The sequence below is a fragment of the Haliscomenobacter sp. genome (assembly GCF_965225875.1).
In the GTDB taxonomy this organism is placed as follows: domain Bacteria; phylum Bacteroidota; class Bacteroidia; order Chitinophagales; family Saprospiraceae; genus Haliscomenobacter.
Genome location: NZ_CBDDBS010000002.1, coordinates 150616 through 168762, shown reverse-complemented (window position 1 = coordinate 168762; position 18147 = coordinate 150616). Strand labels below are relative to the sequence as shown.

The 18147-nt window shown below is 48.1% G+C and carries 11 protein-coding genes and 1 tRNA gene; 4 read left to right on the top strand and 8 right to left on the bottom strand.

The window, feature by feature from the left end; translation table 11 throughout:
* Positions 1 to 200 precede the first annotated feature (200 nt).
* Complete coding sequence (locus ACO08K_RS03765; protein WP_421795063.1) at positions 201 to 1379, bottom strand: acetyl-CoA C-acyltransferase; 1179 nt, start codon at positions 1377 to 1379, stop codon at positions 201 to 203.
* 288 nt (positions 1380 to 1667) lie between these two features.
* Between ACO08K_RS03765 and ACO08K_RS03760 the strand changes: the two genes are divergently transcribed.
* A tRNA-Met gene (locus ACO08K_RS03760) sits at positions 1668 to 1740 on the top strand.
* 48 nt (positions 1741 to 1788) lie between these two features.
* Here ACO08K_RS03760 and ACO08K_RS03755 read toward each other — a convergent pair.
* Complete coding sequence (locus tag ACO08K_RS03755; protein WP_421795062.1) at positions 1789 to 4746, bottom strand: WG repeat-containing protein; 2958 nt, start codon at positions 4744 to 4746, stop codon at positions 1789 to 1791.
* Here ACO08K_RS03755 and ACO08K_RS03750 point away from each other — a divergent pair.
* The 3 genes from ACO08K_RS03750 (at position 4739) to ACO08K_RS03740 (ending at position 5983) form a co-directional block, all read left to right on the top strand.
* Positions 4739 to 5230: an MOSC domain-containing protein gene (locus ACO08K_RS03750; protein WP_421795061.1), complete on the top strand. Its 492-nt coding sequence runs from the start codon at positions 4739 to 4741 to the stop codon at positions 5228 to 5230. The genes ACO08K_RS03755 and ACO08K_RS03750 overlap by 8 nt on opposite strands.
* Positions 5231 to 5327: 97 nt before the next feature.
* The gene (locus tag ACO08K_RS03745) at positions 5328 to 5657 is read left to right on the top strand and encodes a 2Fe-2S iron-sulfur cluster-binding protein (RefSeq protein WP_421795060.1); all 330 of its coding nucleotides are present in this window, start codon (positions 5328 to 5330) and stop codon (positions 5655 to 5657) included.
* A 5-nt stretch (positions 5658 to 5662) separates the two neighbouring features.
* Entirely contained in the window at positions 5663 to 5983 is a 321-nt protein-coding gene (locus ACO08K_RS03740; RefSeq protein ID WP_421795059.1) for an ArsR/SmtB family transcription factor, read from the top strand.
* Positions 5984 to 6087: 104 nt separating this feature from the next.
* Here the strand turns inward: ACO08K_RS03740 and ACO08K_RS03735 are convergent, their stop codons facing one another.
* The 6 genes from ACO08K_RS03735 to ACO08K_RS03710 form a co-directional block, all read right to left on the bottom strand.
* On the bottom strand, positions 6088 to 7842 hold the full coding sequence (locus ACO08K_RS03735) for a M14 family metallopeptidase (RefSeq protein ID WP_421795058.1): 1755 nt from the start codon (positions 7840 to 7842) through the stop codon (positions 6088 to 6090).
* 24 nt (positions 7843 to 7866) lie between these two features.
* Positions 7867 to 9495, bottom strand: coding sequence for a M14 family metallopeptidase (locus ACO08K_RS03730; RefSeq protein WP_421795057.1), 1629 nt, complete (start codon positions 9493 to 9495; stop codon positions 7867 to 7869).
* 226 nt (positions 9496 to 9721) lie between these two features.
* Positions 9722 to 11830, bottom strand: a complete 2109-nt coding sequence (locus tag ACO08K_RS03725; protein ID WP_421795055.1) for a glycan-binding surface protein — start codon at positions 11828 to 11830, stop codon at positions 9722 to 9724.
* 18 nt (positions 11831 to 11848) lie between these two features.
* The gene (locus ACO08K_RS03720) at positions 11849 to 13039 is read right to left on the bottom strand and encodes a glycan-binding surface protein (protein ID WP_421795054.1); all 1191 of its coding nucleotides are present in this window, start codon (positions 13037 to 13039) and stop codon (positions 11849 to 11851) included.
* A 27-nt stretch (positions 13040 to 13066) separates the two neighbouring features.
* Positions 13067 to 14725: a RagB/SusD family nutrient uptake outer membrane protein gene (locus tag ACO08K_RS03715; protein WP_421795053.1), complete on the bottom strand. Its 1659-nt coding sequence runs from the start codon at positions 14723 to 14725 to the stop codon at positions 13067 to 13069.
* A 91-nt stretch (positions 14726 to 14816) separates the two neighbouring features.
* The gene (locus ACO08K_RS03710; RefSeq protein WP_421795052.1) at positions 14817 to 18020 is read right to left on the bottom strand and encodes a SusC/RagA family TonB-linked outer membrane protein; all 3204 of its coding nucleotides are present in this window, start codon (positions 18018 to 18020) and stop codon (positions 14817 to 14819) included.
* Between the last annotated feature and the right edge of the window lie 127 nt (positions 18021 to 18147).

The following is an 18147-nucleotide window of genomic DNA, read 5'->3' as shown; positions in this document are numbered from 1 at the left end:
GTGGTTTACTGCCAATGAAAAGTAATAAGAATCAATGAATTTTGAGGTTTTTTATCCCTGAAAAAGCATAAAACGGCTGAGGTAATATCTTAGATGCGCTTAGGTGTCTAAGGTGGTAAGAAAAATAGCCTCTTCACGCTTGCGCGCAAGAGTTTTTATTGAAACACCTTAGACACCTAAGCGCACCTTGGGAAGTAACCTTAGACCCGTTCAATAACCATGGCCGAAGCACCACCACCACCATTACAGATGGCCGCCAAACCAATTTTGGCTTCTTTTTGGTTCAATACATTGGTCAGCGTTGTAACGATACGGGCACCAGAGGCTCCGAGTGGATGCCCCAAAGCACAAGCACCACCAAATATATTGACCTTCGCCTCCTCGATGCCCAAAACCTGATTGAAGGCCATCGGCACCACGGCGAACGCCTCGTTGACCTCAAAAAAATCGACATCGCTGGTGCTGATGCCAGCCCGTTTCATTGCCAAAGGAGCAGCAATGGTTGGGGTAGTGGTGAACCATTGTGGCTCCTGCTCAGCGTCGGCAAAAGCAAGGATTTTGGCAATGGGCGTAAGTCCCAGTTTTTCCACCATTTCTTTGCTGGCCAAAATCAGTGCAGCTGCGCCATCATTCAGGGTACTAGCGTTGGCTGCGGTGACGGTTCCGGTTTTGCTGAAGGCCGGGCGGAGGGTGGGTATTTTGCTGAAATCTACTTTTTTGTATTCTTCGTCTTCTACCAGGTCGATGGCGTCGCCCATGCGTTGAGGGATGCTCACTGGCACTATTTCGTTTTTGAACCAACCGTTTTGGGTTGCTTCTGCGGCCAGGGTATAGGAGCGGATGGCAAATTCGTCTTGAGCTTCCCGAGAAATGTTGAACTTGGCTGCAGTAGCGTCACCACAAGTGCCCATGGCCTGGTGGTCGTAGGCATCGGTGAGGCCGTCTTTGGCAAGTCCGTCTACGAGTTCCATGTTGCCGTATTTACTGCCCCAACGTGCGGAAGGCACGTAGTAGGGGATGTTGCTCATGCTTTCCATTCCGCCCGCTACCACCAGGTCGGTGTAACCCAGCATGATGGATTGGGCCCCGTACATGATGGATTTCATGCCGGAAGCGCATACTTTATTGATGGTGGTACAAGGTACATTGTCGGGGATGCCGGCACCTCTGGACGCCTGGCGGGCAGGGGCTTGGCCCAGATTGGCGGAGCAGACGTTGCCCATCAGCACTTCTTGGACTTGACCGGGGGCAACTCCGGCTTTGGCGAGTGCACCTTTGATGGCGATGCTACCCAATTGGGTGGCGCTAAAACCAGCGAGTACGCCGCCAAAACTACCCATTGGGGTACGAACGGCCGAAACGATGAATACTTCTTTCATATTAATGGTTTGGAAAGGACTAATCTGGTTGAGAAGCTTGAGGAAGTTGAGAAGGTTGAGACCGTCTAAACTTGCACACAAAATTAAACCTGTTTTCCAGTCCAGTATTCAACAGCAGGGGAATTATTCCGGTTGACTTAAAGCCTGAAAGTTTTTTTCAAAAACCAAAGCCCTGTTGTTCAGCTTTTTGAAGCAAAAAATAGCAGGTAGACGCAAAGAAAATAGTTTTTATTTGCAAAAAGGGTTGTTTAATCCAAAAGCCTGCTTTATATTTGCAGTCCTAAACAGCGCGGCGTGGAGCAGTTGGTAGCTCGTCGGGCTCATAACCCGAAGGTCGTAGGTTCAAGTCCTGCCGCCGCTACGAAGTAAAGCCGGATGATGTAATGTCGTCCGGCTTTTTTATTTTACCTCACTTCGTTGCTATCTTTTTCCCTTCTCGATTGATGTAGTAGCGTTCGGTGCCTTTTTGGACGAGGGCTTTGTTTTCGAAGTCGAAGGGTTCCATCGAATCATAGATTAATGGAATCATTACCTGGCCGCTTTTATCTACACATCCCCATTTTCCTTCTTTTTTGACCAATACCCATTTGTCTTTAAATTGTCGGATTTCTTCAAAATCGCAATTGAGCAGACTCCCTTCTTTAGTAAAATACATACCTCTTCTACCTTTGAGTATAGTCAGGATATTGTTTTCACCACTCCAATTGACTATGTCATAAACCAGAGGCAGAACCAGCTTCCCATCAAGCTTAATACAACCTGATTTCCCATTTTTTTGAACAATGGCAATGCCATTTGAAAATCCAAAGTCTTTTTCAAATTGAGGCTCAATAATTATCGAACCTTTTTGATGAATGGCACCCCATTTTCCATTCAGGAGGACACTCGAAATACTGTCGCTGAACCTCATGCGCCGATCAAATTGAGGAGGGATGGTGAATTCTCCATTTTTGTTGATGCGACCCCACTTACCGTCCTTTTTGACATTGGCTTCGGTTTGGGTGTACGTAAACATGTCAACTTCTTCAAATTGAGGAGGGATAATGAATTCCTCTTTTTTATTAATGAAACCCCATTTCCCGTCTTTTTGCGCTGCTGCTATTCCCAATACAAAGTCGCTAACTTTTTCAAACTTAGATTCATCCAGAAATTTGCCACTTTGGTCAACTTTGATCCATTTACCATCTTTTTTAGCCCGGGTAATCCCTGAAAAGTCAAATGGTTCAACCTCTTCAAACTGAGGCGGGAATAGGTATTCTCCAGATTCTTTTAGATAGCCCCATTTTCCGTTTAGTTTAACCTCAGTAATTCCAGTGAGAAAAAAGGATTTTGCTTCTTCAAATTGAGGAGGCGTTATTATTTTTCCGGTTTTGTGGATAAAACCAAATTTCCCGCTGGCTTTTACAAGAATTAATTTCTCGTAAAGATTGCCCATTTCGTCGAATTGAGGCGCAATAAGGAATTTTCCATAGGTGTCAAGCAAGCCCCATTTTCCGTTTTGTTTTATTTTAGCAACTCCCTCTTCGAAGTTTTTAACATCCTCAAAAATTGGGTTGATTAAAAATTCGCCTTGTTGGTTGATTAGCCCCCATTTACTGGCTTTGCGTACCAAAGCTGAACCTGATTCAAAATTATAGACGGATTCGAATTGAGGTTGGATTCTCACCTGGCCTTCAAGGTCAAGAAATCCTACTTTGCCATTTTGTCTGAAATCGATCATTCCTTCGGAGAAGTGGCCGACTGCATCAAATTGAGGCTGGAACAGGAATCGTCCGGATTTGTTGATCACCCCCCATTTGTCTGCTTTTTTGACCAAGCAGATATTCCCCAAAAATGGTACTGCTTCCGTAAATTGGGCCTCATGCAAAAACTGACCAGCTAAGTTGATTAAACCCCATTGGTTATCTCTTTTGACTAAGGCAACTTCATTTGTAAAAAAAGGTGGTTCATCAAATTGAGCTGCTAAAATAATGCGCCCAGATAGATGGATCAAACCACAAAGTTCATTGACTTGAAATAAGAGAACACTGTCATTTACTGCACCAATCGCATCAAATTCTGGTTTGAAAAGGATTTTCCCGTTCGAGGTGATTAAACCCCATTTATCTTTTGATTTAAAAACCAAATGCTCATCATAAAATTGTTGAATGCTTTCAAACTGTGGTTGAATTAAAATTTGCCCCGTGGTATCCACTACTCCACACAATTTGTTCATTGAAATAATGGCTAAATTGTGGTTAAGCATACCAATTGAATCATAGATAGTTGAAAGCACAAATTTCCCTCGCTTGTCGATTAAGCCCCATTTTTTTTCTTGTTGGACACGTAAGAATTGATTGGAAAAATCAAAAAGCCTGTCAAATTGTGGTGGTACAATAAACTGCCCGGATAGATTGATCACTCCCCATTGTTTGTCAGGTTTTACAAAAGCAAAGCCATTTTCAAATTTTCGAACATCATTGTATTGAGCACCAATGACTAATTTACCTGTTTTATTTATATAGCCCCATTTCCCGTTTACTTCAACTCTCGCCAAATCACCTTCAAATGAAGTCGCTGAAATGAATTGGGGTTCAATGACATAACGACCAGTTCGGTTAATAAAACCATGAAGACCACCTTTTCTAACTAGAGCCAGTTCTCCCTGAAAGGAGTTTGCATGGTCAAATTCAAAAGGAATGATCACTTTTCCAGCGGAGTCAATGTAACCATATTTCCCGCTTTTTTGCACGCAAGCCAATCCTTCTTGAAATGGTTTGGCATCATCATACTCGGGCTGAATGACGAACTTTCCAGATGTATTCATAAATCCAAATCTATCCTGACGAACCAATGCAAGCCCTTTTGAGAAATTATGAATTAACCGAAATTGAAAAGGATGAATGTATTGTCCCTTTGTATTGATTAAAGCCCAAGTCCGTTGATCTTTACTTACCCACGCAACTCCTTGATGAAAAGGCAATGCTTCCCGGAACTGTGGCGGAATTATGAATTCCCCACGCTTATTGATGTAGCCGAGGTAGGAATCTTTTCTGACTACTGCAATATTCTGTGTAAATGGAGTTGCTGATTCAAATTGTGGATTGATGATTGTTTTGCCTTTAAAATCGGTATAGCCCCAAACGTTATATTTCTGGAAAGGGATCAAGGTATCGGATGAAGTAGCTACTGTAAAATTACTGGGAACACTGGTATTAGCAGTTAGTGCAACAGGAACCGCCCTAAACCAATTCATTAAAAAAAAGAAAAGAAGCATTGGATAAGGTTTTATGCCTTCAAACTTACTCACAAGTTCTCCTATTACAAAATCCCACAGCTTTTGTATTTTGCAGCGTTTTTCACCCAAACCCAATTTCCCAATGATCATCCAGGAACTCATTCACTCTCTACCACAAATTGGCAAAGTGGAATGGATTGGCTTGCGGCCTGCCTCGCGCGCGACCCTCGTGCCAGTAGAATCCGTAGAAGCCCAAACCGAAAATGGGTTGACTGGTGATCGTTATGCAGGCCAAAATGGCAAACGCCAGGTGACCTTGATTCAGGCGGAGCATCTGGTCGCCGCAGGCGCGATTTTGGGGCGAGAACCCATCGATCCTCAATTGACTCGGCGGAACATTGTGGTGTCAGGAATTAATTTGCTGGCCTTAAAAGACCAACAATTTCGCATCGGTGAAGCCGTATTGGAAATGACAGGCAAGTGTTTTCCCTGTCAAAGGATGGAAGAAAACCTGGGACCAGGCGGCTACAACGCGATGCGCGGGCATGGCGGCATTACGGCCAGGGTGATCAAAGGCGGAAGCATCAAGCTTGGGGATGAAGTCGCGTTGATTCTGCCTGAAAAACCGGTGTAACTTTTTTAAGACTTAAACTGTTTTTGAGTGTGTATTTGGAATTCTGGTTTGCACTACAAATACACACTTATCAACCCAAACAGCACGAATTGCTACTATGGACAACATGATCAACATTACCCTGCTCGATCGGGACGGGGTAAAACACGAACTGGAAGGCCCAACAGACATGAACATGAACCTCATGGAACTGTGTAAAGCCTATGAATTACCAGTAAAAGGAACTTGTGGAGGGATGGCCTTGTGCTCAACTTGCCACGTATATGTACTGAGCGATCACGACTTGCCTGAGATGAGTGAAGATGAAGAAAACATCCTGGATCAGGCCTTTTTTGTGAAAGACAATTCCCGCTTGGGTTGCCAATTGCATTTGAACGATGAGCTGGAAGGGCTTACCGTCCAATTGGCTCCTGAGTCAGAAAATTAAAACATATGGGCTTAACCAAAGCTGATCTTTTTACTGCTGAACAAAACCGCCTGGCCGACTTGTTTCGGGCCGTAGCACATCCAGCCAGGATCGCCATTCTGGAGTATTTGTTGCAGGTGCAGGGCTGCGTGTGTGGCGATATTGTACACGCCATCCCACTTTCGCAGTCTACTGTGTCCCAACACCTGAACGAACTGAAAAAAGTTGGCCTGATTAAAGGTGAGGTAGAAGGGGTGCGGGTTTGTTATTGCATTGATCAGAAAGTTTGGACGGAGGTGAAAACCATGCTGGATGGCTTCATGGCCAAAGCGAAATGCTTTTGCTGATGCTTTCTTAGGTGTGTCTTAGGTGCCTTAAGTTTCTTAGGTGGTGAATAAGCAATTTTTTACCACCTAAGAAACTTAAGGCACCTAAGAGTCACTTCAGGTCGTTATTCGGTTTTAGTGATCAAGCCACCTTTGCGGCTATCCACCTCCACCGTTACCTTATCTGCTTTCCCACTCACAATCCAGCGCACTTTTACAAATCCCATCCCCGGGATATTGGGCACTTCGATCGTTTGAGGGGTGTATTTCTGTTCTTTGGTCTGGTTGAAATCTTCGTTTTCAACGATCATCCCCGCTACCACCGTCGCATTTTTCAAAGTGATGTAATCTGGCCGTTCAATTTTGTACTTCAGGTCATGCGCCGAGTGGGTAGGCATGATGCGACTGTTGTACACTGTGGCGGTGATCTCGGTCAGGTTGTTGCCAAGTGGCTTCTTCTTGATGCTGAATACCTCCAGTTGGGGCATTTGGTAGGCATGCAAGAGGGTAAAAGACATGTTGCGGTGAGCGTCTTCTTCCAGCAAAAAGCCCGGGTGGTTGCGCAGGTAGTTCTTTTTAGGGCCACCAATTTCAACATCACCAAACTGTGGGTGTTTGAACGGTTTCCATTGAACATAACCATCACCCATCAATAGGTATTTGTCAAACTCTTCGTAATCCTGGTTTTGGAAGCGGTTTTGTTGCGCATTGGGCTGTTGGTTGAACAATTTGAAGGAAGTCATCAATTCGTTGCTGAAGGTAAACACCCCACGAGTCAGCGCAAACCAGTCGATCTCGCCACCATATACCGTGTACAAGTCCTTGTGGATGATGAAATACTTGTACCCAGGGACAATTTTTTCCCCAATTTTACCAATCACATCGTATACCGCAATATCACTTTGGCTGTAAAAAGGATCGTCCTCGGCAGCTCCGGGGCCACGTAGAAACATCCCCCCATTGTTGTGGTAACTTTGGGCACCGGCAATATTGGGGTGAGCCAGGACAAAACTTTTGATGTTGCGGGTTTCTGGCAAGGTGCCGGGGTAAAACAAGGCGCCACCTTGTACGTAATTGGGTTGCCAGTTCCAGGCCCAGTCGCGGTTAGGGTCGTAGGTACCCCAGTTGTCTTCGTTCACTTGTCCGTCGCCATCGTTGTCGAGGCCTTCAGATCCCAATAAATCGTATTCACCCGCTTCGTCAGTGCGTGCAGGTACCATACGGGTAGGGTAGGTGGGGTCCACTTTCCAACGGCCGAGCGGGTTTTTGCGGCGCATGGTCACGATGTTGCCGTCGCCATCCAGGTCGTCGAGTTTGTCTTCATCGATCACGCCATCGTCGTCGTCGTCCAGGGGCATCATTCCGGAACGGGAGCTGCTGGCAGTGTTGGGGTTGTGGATGAAGTTTTCACGGCCATCCAGGTTGATGGAAGGGATGATGTAAAAAACCCGGTCGCGCAGCAACTCGCGGATGAAAGGCATGGTGTAAAAATTCTCGGCCAGGTACCAAGCGGTGTACATGGCGATTTCGCCCCCCTGGATCTCGTTGCCGTGAATATTGCCGTCGATGTAAAAACCTGGCTTGCGATCGGGGATGCCGGATTTGAAATCGGTGATGGTCATCAACCACATCTCACGGCCTTGAAAGGACTTGCCAATGGATTGCAATTTGACCAAATCGGGGTGGGCCTTAACCATGCGCTGGCAAAAATCGGAGATTTGAGCGTAGTCGTGGTACTTCCGCCATTCCTCCTTGACCTTGGGATCGGCGGGTGAACCGACTGCGCGCATGCCATTGAGGTCGGCAGGGCTGATGTTGGGTTGGGTTTGCGCGAAAGCAGTAACACCCAACAAACAGAAGAAAAACAATAATTTATTCATAGTGTGAAACTTCTAAGAGGATGATTAATTGAGGGTGAATTCTACAGTTTTGCTGCCTGCGGTAGGACAGGTGACGGTGACGGAGATTTTACCCGTACCATTTACCAACCAGGTGTATTCCACAAATTCGCCAGCGCCCATTGAAGCTTGCAGGTTCATTTTTTTGCCCGAAAGGATGGTTTGGGTAGCACTATTATTCAAGGTAGTCCGCACTTTGGATACGTACTTGACCCGATTACCCAGGTCAGCAAAAGTGGGCAGAAATCCTTTGTTGATCACTTGCACCGTGATGCGGTTCACACCAGCGGATAGGGGCTCCACTTTGCTGTTGACAATATCCAGGCTGGGCATGGCTGCCGCCAAATCCAATACAAATTTATTGTGTTTTTGAGCAACATCATCGAGGTATGAAACCGGTGGGTTCCAACGTGCATAGGGCAACAAACCTCCAACTTCCACTTTTTTACCTGGGAAATCTGGGTGTTTGATTTCCTTCCAATCGGCAAAAACGGCTACTTTTTCGGCGTCAGCCCATTTGAAGAAAATTTCATCGGGGCTTAAGGCTCCTGCGGCTGGTGCTTTTTGTTTTTGTGAAGAATCCTGGGGCGGCATTTGTGGCCACCAGCCCGGGGTGCCAAAGCCGAAACGGCCGGCGTGGTAGTAAGCGGTTTGGACCAGACTTCCTTTGCCCAAGGGCATGGCTGGCGCATTTTTTAAACCTGTAGCGGTATTGTACATTTTGGAAACGTACTCGCCTACTGCGGCGTCTTTTTCCAGGGGCCCAGTTACGATGCGGTTGCGGGCTTTGGCTGCATCGTATTTGGTGGCGGTTGAAAGGTTGTTCTCAGGGCCAAATACGATTACGCCAAAGATGTTGAGGTTGCGGTACAACACTTCCAAAACGGCCTTGGTTTCTGCTTCCGAAGCGGCGTAAACGCCAGATTCTTTTTCAAAATAAGGATAGTTGAAGGTGAAGTTTTTATTGATATTGACGCCGCCTTCGCCGTCTTCATTCCAGTTGTTGTCCTTGTCATTGTCGGTACCTTCGCTGAGCAGCAGGTATTTGCCTACTTCACCTTTGGTGGGATCGGCTTTGAGCAAAATGCGTGGATCACTTTTGCCGGGAATCAAAGTGCCAGTGGGATCTTCCACCCGCATTTGGGTGATCAAGCCATCGGCATTGAGGTCTTCGGATGGGTCTTCGTTGATGCGGCCATCGCGGTCTTCGTCACTGGAAGTGGCATTCCCCGAGCGTTCAAATTTACTTTTGCCCTGATCCCAGGCATCGGGATTGGCACAGGCCATGATGTAAAGGGTCTTTTTGCTGAGCAAATCTTTGACCTGGTCACTAGAGTTGGTCAGCATTTTTTCAGCCATCAACAACAGCGTTTCGGTGCCAGCAGGATGACTGCCATCGAGGCCAGCTACCAGCAATAATGCTGGTTTACTGCTCGGATTGCCTTGTGAAAGGGTGAGTAGCCAAAGGTCTTTGCCCCCTGCACTTTTGCCCGCTGAACTGACCGAGGCCATGCTGGCATTTTTACTGGCCAGATCCTTAATGCGGGCAGTCAGTTGAGGGAAAGTGGAGTAGGTTTTTTGAGCAGATAAACTGCCCCAAAAGCCACAAAGAATGAGTAAAGCAATAAGCCTCATGTGTACGAGTTTAACTGATTTTTGGTTAGGACGAGGTCCATCAATTGGGTAAATATGGGGAAAGGGAATGGGATGTGCAAGGAGACTGGCATCAGAGAAGATAAACAACTAGATTCTAGAAGGATCAATGGGATAGAAATAGACCAATTGCGTTAACAATCAAAAAAGGCTGACCAGATTACCCCGGCCAGCCTCTCAACAATAGAACACTCTAAAATAGATATCTTTACTTCTTCTCGAAGCGTACATTGTCAATACATACATTCACCGCAGAGCTGCCCGCGTTGAACGCCACACCGAAATCCTCCGTAATGGAAGCCAGGTTCACAATCCCTTTGCTGCCATCAGAGAAGGCGGTAATTGGAACCGTCACCGTAATCCAACCGTCGGTTTTGTAGGAGCCTGTGGCTTCCCAAGGCTTCCAGCGGTACCAGAAATCCCCTTCGGAACCTTTCAAGCGCCAGGCAAATTCCCCACCCGTGATGGGAGCAAGCACATTAACGTCAAACTTCAACACATAGCCACTGATGTTCGTTCCAATGGTGCTACCGGGGAAATTATTGGCCCCATTGCGCCAGAAAAAGCCCGTCCAGCCATTGCAGCTTTGGTTGACGCGGAAATATTTGCTACCGTCCACACTGAGGTTGGGGTCATTTTCATTCACTCCGGCGTCGCCCCACCAGCGATCCAGGCCGTCAAAGTTGAAAAACACCAAACTCAAATCGGCCACCGGATCGATACCCTGGAAGTTGATTTCGGGAGACTCGATGGTTTCGCCTTTGGTGGTGATGAATTTGATTTTACCAATCCCGTTTTTGGTCTTGATGGGCACAACAACTTCAATAATGGTATTGGATTTGGCCCCAAACATCGTTGCTGCTATTTCACCAGGGAAAATCACCTCGCTGATTTCATCCAGGTTTTCTCCCTCAATGCGGATTTTTTGGCCAGGTTTGGCGGTAGTTGGCATTTTGGTGATCACCGAAGAAGTAGAAGCCAGGATGTTGAGTTCTTGAGTAGAAGCCACTTCATCGCCATTGTTGGCGACCAGGGTAATGGCACCAGAAGCAGTTCCCACGGGTACAATCACTTTGATTTGACTAGCCGTAGCATTTTTTACGTCCACTTCTTTGCCGCCACTGAATTTCACCTTAGCCACAATATCAAGGTCACTGCCACTGATGGTCAATTCCTTGCTGACCTGAATATCCCCAGGTGTAATGGACGAAATGCTGGGTTTAACCAGGTTCAGGGCCTCAGTCGAAGTCACTGATTTGTTGGAGGCGGCACCGAAGCTGATTGTGCCTACCCTTGCATCCGCAGGTACACGCACCTGGATTTCGCTCTCGCTGCGCTCCGATTGGATGGTACCCGTTTTGTTGCCACCAAAAGTGACGGACGTCACCAAATCCAGGTCTTTTCCTTTCACGGTGATGAGTCCACCAGTTTTGGCTGGATTGGGCGCAATGCTGCTGACGGTCGGCGACAACATGGTCACTGTTGGGGTACTGCTCACTTCGACCAGGGAGGCCATGCCGAGTTTAATGGCACCATCCTGGCTATTGGCGGGCACTTTTACCACAATTTTCCCAGCCTCTTTGCTTTCAAAAGTACTGACTTTGGTGCCACCAGGGAAAGTGATCTCCTTGGTCAAATCCAGATCGGTTCCTGTGATGGTCATGCTTGCCCCCGCTTTTACTGGGCTAGGTGCAATGCCGCTCACCACCGGAGTAGTAACTTCCAGAGCAGTAGCCGATTCAATCAAAATTGGGTCAGCCATGCCATTGGAAATGACAAACAAGCCGCTTTGGGCATCGGCAGGGACCACCACTTCCAGCTTGGTTTCGCTTTGGCTTTTAAAAACTGTAACCGATTTTTTATTGCTAAAAATGACTTCCTTGATCAGGTTCAGGTAAGTCCCTTCGATGGTCACTGTTGCGCCTGGCCGCAATTTAGCGGGGCTAAAGCTGGTGATGGCGATCGGCTCGGAAATGGTCAACAAGGATTTGGAGGTAATGTCCCCACTTGGCGTTTTGAGGGTGACCTTACCAGCCACAGCTGCCTTGGGCACATCGATCACAATCGATTCCGAAGTTTTCGTTTTGAAGGTCGTTACCTCTACATTATTGGGCAGCACAATGGCGCTGACCTTATCCAGGTTTACGCCAATGAAGTGCAATTCACCACCACGCAATGCGGGCGAAGGCCCAAAACTGTTGAGTTGTACCAGTCCACTGGCGATGTCATCGTCCTTTTTGCAGTTGTTGAGCACAAAAAGCACCGCCAACAACAAGCTGGTCAAGAGGACGGGTTTTATGGATAGCTTGCGAAACATAGCATCTTAGGTTTAACATTAATTTTGAACGATCCGAATGTTGTCTACCGCGATTTTCACCGGGTTGGTGCCATTGGCTGGGCCAAAAAGCATAAAAACCACATTCGTTAAATTGGACAGGTTCTCAATTTTACGGGTGCCCGTTTCATCAGAATCGGAATCGTCCTTGCCGTATTTGAATTCAGTCAGCGGAATGGAAATTGTCACCCAGCCATTGGTTTTGAAAGGGCCATTTTTCCAAGGCTTCCAGCGGGCGATGGCTGTCCCCGCAGCATCGCGGCCATGATCATCCGCATAGGGGCCGAAGAACATTTCCATCCGCACGTCCTTCCATTCCTGAGGCACGTTGCATTCAAACTTGAGGGTCAGGTCGTTGATGGAACCTGTGGCAACGGGTACACGGCCACGGCCACGGGTTGCCCAGTATTGCATGGTCAATTCATTGGTCCATTGCCAGGCACCATTGGCGTTGTGCTTGAACAACACGTAACTGCCATCGCAGCCGGGCATGGTTGGATCGGCATTGGCAGCGGTGATGGGTGCAGTCCAAGTTTCGTGGTTTTTACCATCGTAATTCAGGATGATGTTGCGGTTGTCGCGAAACAAGAAGCGCGATTTTACTTTACCAAAGTTGGTTTGAATGGAAATTGGCCCAGGTTTTGCGCCGGCAGGTACTTTAACCTTCAAACTGGTTTTGGTAAGGGCTACAATTTCAGCCGCCAGATTGTCGGTAAAAAAAACTTTAGGCTCAAAAAAGAAGTCGCCTTCTAATTCAACTATGCCGCCATCGGGCACGTATTCACACTTGATGGAGCTGAGCACTGGCGCAGGTACATTGACTTTGAAGTCGTAAGACATTTCGCTGCCATCTTTAAAGACGAAGCGCATTTTGTCCGACACTTTGCTGGGTACGGTGCTGGGCACGCTCACCAGAATGGTTTTGTTGGTGATGTAAGTAGGGTTCAAAGTGGCCTTTTGGTCATTGAACCACAGCTCCCGGGTGTTTTGCAGGTTTTCACCCACAATGGCCACGAGGCTGCCCATAAAAGCGCCCACTACCAATGAATCGGCTGCCTTCGGATCGGTGATCCGCACGTATTTGACTACTGGTGTGCCCGTACTGACGTCGTCATTGTCCTCCTTTTTACAAGAAAAAATGCTGACAGCCAAAACGATAAATAAGGCAGTATATGAAAAAAAAGATTTCATGTTGTCTGATTTGGTCGTTTAACAATACTACTTGAATTGATATTCTTCCGCAGCCACGCCCGGTGCCAATTTGGAATTGGCTACTACTTCGGCCGCAGGAATGGGCAAATTCATCTTCGAGCCATCCACTTTGATCAAACTCGGTGGAGGATTGATTTGATAACCTGCCATAGTGTTTTCGTCGGGTGCATTCGGCGTGTTGATGCGGAAAAAAGTGGTTTCTTTTTCCTGCGCACTCAAATAGGCCAACGCCGCTTGAGGATTCCGGTAGTAAAAGCGTTTGATGTCGAACCAGTTGATGCTCTCCAATCCAAATTCAATCCGACGCTCTTTCAACAGGTCGTTGAAGGTAATGCTTGACTTGGTAGCCAGGCCAGCCCGGGTACGGATCGCGTTGAAATACTGGAGTGCCTTGGCATCGGCAGTAGAAGGTGCGGCACCCAAAGTCGCTTCTGCATAAATCAGGTAAACATCGGCCAAACGCAATATGTATTGATTCAAGGCCACCGCTTGTCCGGTTGATACCTTCCCTGCGTTGTCCTGAGCACTGCCCACGATGTACTTTTTCAAGCTGTTGAGTACCGGAGGCGCGTTTTCCAGGGCAATGTTGGGATCTTTGGGATCGCGGTTGACCAGTTTGAAGGTATAACCTCCATTGTCCTTGTTGATTTCTGGATAAAAATCTCCCGGCTTCATGTAAATCGAGGGTTGACGCTTGTCTCCCGGCTCAACATCCTGCATAAAGTCGTAGGTCACACCTTTGCCACCACCCCAGGCTTCACTGTTGCCTGTGATGACGCTGCTGCGTGCCCAGTTGGCCTGGCGGCTATTGCCCAAACCATACGAACCTTCCATCCACTGCATGGCAAACAGGGACTCGGGGTTGTTGTTGTTTTCGATTTTGAACAAATCAGCATAATTGCTCATCAAGGACAAGCCGCTGGTTTCGATCACTTCAGCAGCCAGGGCTTTGGCTTTGGCAAAGTTTTCAGCTGACTTGGCATCACTCAGGTTTTGAGCCATGGTGAGGTGCAGTTTGGCCAACATGCCCTTGGCCGACCATTGGGTTACCCGACCTGGGCTATCCGAAGTGGGCAGGTTTTCGGCGGCAAAAGCCAAATCGCGGCGGATGAATTCGTAGATGCTGGCCTTGGTATTTTTGGGTAAAATCAGGTTGTTGGCGGCCACCAGTTCGGTCGAGTTTTCTACGATGGGTACTTCGCCCCAAAATTCGGCCAACATGTAATAGGCAGTGCCGCGAATGAAACGAGCTTCACCCAGTGCCCGGTTGATCACCTGCTCACTCACCTTCCCCGCAGCTGCGGGAGGCATGTCGTTGATGATGGAGTTGGCGTAGGAAATTACGCGGAACAAACCCTTCCAACCAGAAGAAATGTGGGCATTACCTTCGGTGAAAGAGAAATAGAAGAACTGCCCCTCCTGATCCCAGGTGTGGTACAGGTTGCCTGCCATTTCGTCGCCCGCGCACCAGAAAAACTTGTCGTTGAAGTCAAACCAGGGGAAACCGTACAGGGAAGCGGTCGACGCCTTGATTTCGGTTTCGTTGCGGTAAAAATTGTCCGCAGTCAGGCGATCTACTGGGGTGATGTCCAGAAAATCCTTGCCACAAGAGCTGGCCAGCAGGACTGCGCAAAAAGAAATGATGTATTTGAAATGATGTTTCATGTCTTGATTTTTATGTTGTTGTGCCGTGTGTAGAGACGCAACATGTTGCGTCTTGCTAGGGGAGACGTAACATGTTACGTCTCTCCACGGGTTAAAAATCCACATCCAAACCAAAGGTGATCACCCGGGGCGTTGGGTACCGGCCCATGTCCACGTTTTGCAGCAAGGGATCCTGGTTGAAAGCACCAATCTCCGGATCGTAACCAGAGTAGTTGGTAATGGTGTAGATGTTTTGGGCATTCACATACAATCTCAATTTTTGCACCCGGATTTTCTGCAAAATTCCCTGTGGGAAAGTATAGCCAAAGCGGATGTTTTGGATGCGGGTATAAGAACCATCTTCGATGAAACGGTCCGACATCCGGGTATTCCGGTTGTTGTCCGTAGTGGTTGGTCGGGGTAGGGTAGCGCCTGGGTTGGCAATCACTACGTTGGTCGGATCGAGGCTGGAACCAGTTGGGTTTTTCAAGGCGTAACGCACCCGATTGTCCACCGTCCGGGCCTGGTTGCCAAAAATGGTAACCTGACCTTCCGTCAATACGCGGGAGTAATTCAGTACTTCGGCACCGTAAGACCCGGTGAGGTAAACGGTAAGGTCAAAGTTCTTGTAGGTGAAACTGTTGTTCAAACCCATGGTGAAATCCGGGTTGGGATTCCCAATGATGGTTTGATCCTGGGTGTTCACCACACCATCGCCATTCAGGTCTTTGAACTTGATGTCGCCAATCCATACCCCGGTTCTTTTGTCCACCAGGTTTTTGCCTTCATTGGATGGATCAGGAATCTGTACCGCATGGCCCAAAATGTCCTCCTGACTGGTAAACAAACCCTCGGTTACATAGCCATAAAACTGCCCCAGGGGCAAACCAACTCCGGTCCGGGTTGCGGTCTGGAATTCGCTGTACCAATACAAGTTCCGCCAGTAAATCCGGGCATCGTTGTCCAAAGCCACTACTTTATTGCGGTTCAAAGACATGGTGAAGTCGGTATTCCAGCTGAAATTGTCGGTTTTGATGTTGCGGGTATTCAGACCAATGTCAATCCCCTTGTTTTCCATCTGGCCTACGTTGGCGTAAGGCGCGCGGATGTCGTTGTAACCCGAACCACCCAGGTAGCTAGGCACGGAGAGTTGCAGCAACATGTCGTTGGTGCGTTTTTGGTACACGTCAACAGTCAGGTCGGCACGGCCTTTGAACAAGGACAAGTCTACCCCTACGTTCCATTGCTGGGTAGCTTCCCACTTCAGTTTTGGATTGGCAATTTGTTGCAAACGATAAGCTGTTCCAAAAGGAGTGGTGATGGTTTGCAGCGCGGAACCAAAAAGGTAGTTGCCAATGGCCTGGTTGCCCACTTCGCCATAACCTATGCGTAGTTTGATGTCGGTATTCAAACCTTTCATAAACTCTTCTTCACCCAATCTCCAGGCAAAAGAGCCAGAGGGGAAGTAACCCCAGCGGTTTTCAGGGCCAAATTTGGAAGAACCATCCGCCCGCATGGTGAAGGTAAAGAGGTAGCGCTCGCCAAAATTGTAATTGAAGCGGCCAAAGTAAGACTCAATAGATGCGCCATCTTTCCAGCCCGAGGTGCGTGAAGTCACGTCTTCACCCTCGCTGAGTACCTGAATGTCGTTGGAAGCAAAGTTTTTCTTGGTCACTACTGAACCTTCCCAGTTTGATTTTTGGGCTTCCTGGCCCAACATGGCGGTCAACTTATGTTTGGTGCCCAGGGTGAAATTGTAAGTCAGGTAGTTTTTCAAAATCCAGAAGAAACTACTCTCTTCCCGCTGGCGCAACTGGTTTTCGCGGTTGACCAACACACCCCACTTGTAGGTAGGCTGGAAGGCTTTGTTCAGGGAGTTGTTGTCGTCAAAGCTCAATTCAGAGCGGAAGGTCAGGCCTTTCATCAAAGTCAGGTCTCCGTATACATTGGCCATGATGCGCTGGCGTTGCAGGGTATTATTGCGTTGCAGGGCCGCAGCTACGGGGTTGAAGGAAGAGGCACCAGCCTGAGCTTCTGGCCCGGCGTAATCACCATTGATGTCCTTGACAGGTACATCGGGTGCCATGACCAGGGATTGAATAATGACCCCATCACCACCATCGTTGAGGGTGATTTTTTCGTTGGTATTGGCGTAGGCAAAACTACCACCAATTTTGAGCCAACTTTTTACTTGATTGTCTAAGTTTATGCGGGTGGTGTAGCGGTTAAAATCCGAACCAATAATGATGCCATCCTGTTGGAACAAGCCGCCAGAAATAGCATAAGTCATCTTGTCGCTGCCGCCAGATACCGAAAGTTGGTGGCTGTGCATGCCAGCCTGGCGGAAAACTTCATCCTGCCAATCTGTGCCAGGGCCCAGGAGGCTGGGGTCGAGGTAATGTTGGTTCAGCGGCAAGCCCAAATCAGCAGTTACCTGGGCCTGATAATCGGCAAATTGCGGCAGATTCATCATTTCAATACGCCGTGGCAGTTCTTGCTGAGCATAATAAGCGTTGTAGGATACTTTTGATTCGCCTTTTTTGCCCCGCTTGGTGGTCACCAGGATCACCCCGTTGGCCGCACGAGCGCCGTAAATGGCCGAAGCGGAAGCATCTTTCAATACTTCGATGCTGACAATGTCGTTGGGGTTGATGGCGGCAAGAGGGTTAACCCGGTTTTGGCCATTGGCCCCACCGGCCCAGTCAAAGCCCGATACGCCTGAACCATCGCCCTGGAAAGGAATTCCGTCGATGACGTACAAGGGCTCACTAGAACCCGTAATGGAGTTGGCTCCCCGAATGCGGATCGATGCTGCCCCACCCGGTGCACCCGAGTTTTGGGTCACCTGTACCCCCGCGACCCGGCCTTGCAAGGCCTGGTCAAAGTTGGTGAACACCGAACTTTTGATCTGTTCGCCAGTTACCGAGCCGACTGCCCCAGTGAGATCACTTCTTTTGGCGGTACCATACCCTACCACTACTGTTTCTTCCAAGAGGGTAGCGTCGGGTTCCAGTTCAACATTCAAAACGGTTTCATTCCCTACAGTCAGGGTTTTGGGACTGAGCCCGAGGTACGAAAATACCAGTACTTCGCCTTTGGCAGCTTGAATGGCGTAATTGCCGCTGGCATCCGTCACCGTTCCGCGCTCGGCGGCCGATTGTACTTGTACGGTTGCCCCAATCAGCGCTTCTCCTGCCGAGGAACTAAGTTTCCCGGTGATTGTCCGCATCTGCGCACTCAGTAGGGTGGCGAATAGGAGCCCCAGAGGGACCATCATCCACCGCATCATTCTTGGAAAAGATGTAGAAAATTGCATAAGTGAGTGAATTAGCATTTTGGTAAGTACAGTTCCCAAAAGTCCGATCTCAGCAGCAGAATAATAGGGGGAAAATTGTTCAAAAACAGGGGGGATTTATTACAGCGCCGTGACTTGGGCGTAATAA